General features: G+C 67.3%; 3 protein-coding genes. 1 reads left to right on the top strand and 2 read right to left on the bottom strand.

From position 1 onward, the window contains the following. Window positions 1–1,524: Asp-tRNA(Asn)/Glu-tRNA(Gln) amidotransferase subunit GatA (gene gatA / locus ACWKY3_RS01775; protein WP_449314713.1), on the bottom strand; the 1,524-nt coding region annotated here is incomplete at its 3' end. Further along, a complete protein-coding gene (gene gatC / locus ACWKY3_RS01770) occupies window positions 1,524–1,835 on the bottom strand; it encodes an Asp-tRNA(Asn)/Glu-tRNA(Gln) amidotransferase subunit GatC (RefSeq protein WP_449314712.1) in 312 nt (103 codons plus the stop codon). The genes gatA and gatC, both read right to left, overlap by 1 nt. Before the next feature lie 542 nt (window positions 1,836–2,377). On the opposite strand from gatC, the gene ACWKY3_RS01765 reads away from it, so the two are divergent. Then, window positions 2,378–3,659, top strand: a 1,282-nt coding sequence (locus tag ACWKY3_RS01765) for a PucR family transcriptional regulator (RefSeq protein WP_449314711.1), incomplete at its 3' end; no start/stop codon positions are given.

Below are 3,659 nucleotides of genomic sequence, written 5' to 3'. Positions count from 1 at the left end.
CGCGGCGTCGGGAATGGCTGCGGGAGCCTCGGGGGTTTTGCCTTCGCAGAAGAGGGGGGCTATGGGGGCGGGGCCGTAGACCGCCTCCAGCGCAGCGGCCACGCGCAGCATGTTCTCGTCTTTGAACTGCGGGGAGATGAGCTGCACGCCCACGGGCAGGTTCGTGTCGGCGCCCAGGCCCACGGGCATGCTCATGCCGCCGTTGCCCGCGATGTTGATGGAGATGGTGAACATGTCGGACAGGTACATCTCGGTGGGGTCGGACACCTCGCCGAACCGAAACGCCGTGCGCGGCGCCACCGGCGCCAGGATGCAGTCCACCCGCTCGAAGGCGCGCACGTAATCCTGCGTGATGAGCGTGCGCACCTGCTGGGCGGGATAGTAGTACGTCTCGTACACGCCCGCGGACAGAAGGTAGCTTCCCAGCATGATGCGGCGGCGCGCCTCGGGGCCGAAGCCCTTCGCGCGGCTGGCCTCGTACTGGCCGCCCAAATCCGCATGGCCGGGATCGCAGTAGCCGTAGCGCACCGAGTCGAAGCGCGTCAGATTGGAGAACGCCTCGCACGGCCCCAGCACGTAGTAGGCGCTCATGGCGGCCTGCGCGTTGGGCAGGTCCACCTCCACCAGCTCCGCGCCAAGGCCGCGCAGCCGCTCGGCCGCCTCCTCCACCTTGGCCTTGACCTCGGGGGCCAGACCCTGCGCCTCCATAAACGCGGGCACCACGCCCACGCGCATGCCGCGCACGCCCTGCGCGAGGTTCTCCGTGAAGTCGCAGCGGACGTCTTGGCTCGTGCAGTCGAGCGCGTCGCGGCCGGCAAGGGCGTTGAGCGCGTACGCCGCGTCCTCCACCGAACGAGCGAACGGACCCACCTGATCGAGCGAGCTGCCGAACGCCACCACGCCGTAGCGGCTGACCACGCCGTAGGTGGGCTTCACGGCCACCAGGCCGCAGAAGCTGCCGGGCTGACGGATGGAGCCGCCCGTGTCGGACCCCAGCGTGACGGCCGCCAGGCCCGCGGCCACCGCAGCCGCGCTGCCGCCCGACGATCCGCCGGGCACGCGGGAGAGGTCCCAGGGGTTTTTGGTGGGGCCGAACGCGCTCGTCTCCGTGGAGGAGCCGAACGCGAACTCGTCCATGTTGAGCTTGCCGAGCGGAATGCCGCCGGCCTCGATGACGCGCGAGACGCAGGTGGCCGTGTAGGGCGACACGTAGTTCGCCAGCATCCGCGACGAGCACGTGGTGTGCGTGCCGACCAGGTTCATGTTGTCTTTGAACGCCACGGGCACGCCCGCGAGCGGACCGCATGCATCCAGTTCACCAGCAGCCACCGCCGCGTCAACGCGATCGGCGGCCTTGAACGCCAGCTGCTCGGTCGTCTCCAGGAAGGCGTGCACGGAGCCGTCGACCGCCCGCACCCGCGCAAGCGACGCAGCGGCCACCTCATGCGCGGAGAACTCCCTGGCAGCCAGGCCCTCTCGCAAAGCGCGCGCGCCCATGCGGAAAAACTCAGCGCTCCCGGCCATCAGCGGTCACCCCCGTCCCCCAAGATGGACGGGATGAGGAAGCTGCCGTCCTGCTGCCGCGGCGCGTTCTCAAGCGCCTCTTCCTGGGAGAAGCCGGGCCTCTCGGCATCCTCGCGCATGACGTTGGAAAGGCTGCCGATGGGATGGAACGTGGGCTCCACGCCCTCGAGGTCGTACTCCGTGATGGGCTTGAGGCTGTCCACGATGGCGTTGAGGTCGGCGGTCATCTGCGCCACCTCGTCATCTGTCAGCCCGATGCGCGTGTACTCCGCAATGCCGCGGACGTCGCGCTCGGTGAGGTGCTGGGTCATAGGGCCTGCTCTTTCCTTCGCAAAGCCTCCCTTGGCGCCGTCAGCGGCAAACGCGGCAGCAAGGCTTCGGGGAGGCGAAAACGTGACTGGACCATAATAGCAGACCCTGTTGCCGAGGAAACGCCCAAGGTCGCGCGAATCGCACGGGCTTTCCGCATGCCGGGCGTCCGGCGGGCCCGCCGTCTTCCAGCGCGCAAGCCCGCCGGGGCCTCGTCGGCCGACAACGCCTCGACGACGCCGCGCGGCCGTGCCGCGCCGCTCCCCGAAGCCGCAAGCGCCCGCGCCCGCCGCCGAAGCGGGAAAAGCCCGGAGGCGCGCCGCTCGCCCCGCCTCCGGAGAATTCGCCCGGCAGGCGATGTTCAGACGGCCTTCCGCGTCGTATAATAAAGAGCAAGCCGCCGGATCGGCGCACCTGCGAGGCAGCCCGGAAACGCAAGGGGCGCCGCGCGTCGCGCGCTGGGCGAGACGCCCCCGGATCGGCGCATCCGCGCAGTCGCGCGATCGTATCCGCACGCAAGGGCACGAAGACGGGGTGAGCGTGAATGAGCCTGACGGTCGCAGATGTTCTGGAGCTGAAGGAGCTGGGCGAGCTAGAGCTTGTCGCAGGGTCGCAGGGGCTTTCCCGCGAAGTCAAGGGAATAGCCATATTCGAGGACGAGAACGCCGTGCCGTGGATCCAGGAGAACGCGCTCGTCATCACCAACGGAACGGCGATATCCCAGAACATGGGATGCGTGGAGGACATCATCGCGTCGCTGAGGAGCAACGGCGCGGCGGGAATGCTCGTGAAGTTCGGGAGGATGCTTCCCCGTTCGTCGGAGCAGGTGGCGTCCGCATGCGACAAGCATGCGCTCCCCCTCATCGCGCTCCCGCCCCAAAGCTCCCCCACCAAGCTCATCAACGTCATATCCCGCGAGATGTTCGCAAGGGAGGACAAAGAGCCCAACCGCCCTTGCGACGTCGACCTGCTGCGCAGCATCATCATAGAGGGCGAGGACTGGCGAATCCTCAAAGACCGGATAGCCTCCCTTGGATGGAGCACGCGCCGGGAAATGGGCGTCGCCCTCCTCAAGTGCGATGATGAAGGCACCCCCCCCCCAGCCGCCGATCTGCAAAACCTGTGCCGAGACGAGGGGTTCGAATACCTGTTCCCCCTATACGGCAAGCTTGTCGCGCTCGCTGATCTCAGCGGCGAGAAAAGCCCCCAGTCCCTCCTGGCAAGCAAGGCGAGCTCCCTCATGCGCGCGTTGGAGAGAGTCCGCCCCCGTCGCTCATGGCGCATGGGCGTGGGGCGCGTGCGCGGCAACATGCTCATGCTCTCGGTGAGCTATAAAGAGGCGCTCTACGCCCTCTGCATGGGAATGGCCACGGAGGCGAAAAGCCGCGTGGTGCCCTATCAGACGCTCGGCGTGTTCGCCTGCCTTTTGCAGCCCAAAAGCCGCCGCGAGCTTGACTCGTTCCTCTCCCAACTCGTAGCCGTGCTCGAACAGCACGACAAGCACAACAACACCGAGCTTTCAGAAACGCTTTTGGCCTACGCGCGCACCAACATGTCCGTCAAGGGCACCGCCGAAGCCCTGTACGTCCACCCCAACACCGTGCGTTACCGAGTGGACATGATCCGCAAGGTCATGAGCGGGTTCGTCCTATCCGAGAACATCGGCGTGAGCCTTGAGGTCATCTGCACGTTCCTGCGCTGGAGAGACGCCTACCGAGACGAAAGAGGGGGACGAGCGGGGAAAGTCCCGTGCCCTTCCCCGCTTTCGGGTCGGGGGCCAAGCAGGCGTCGGGTGCGCAATAACAACCCTCCTCCGCCGGGACCGC

It is taken from the genome of Rubneribacter sp. (assembly GCF_965361815.1).
This window is presented reverse-complemented; position numbering and strand designations above follow the sequence as displayed.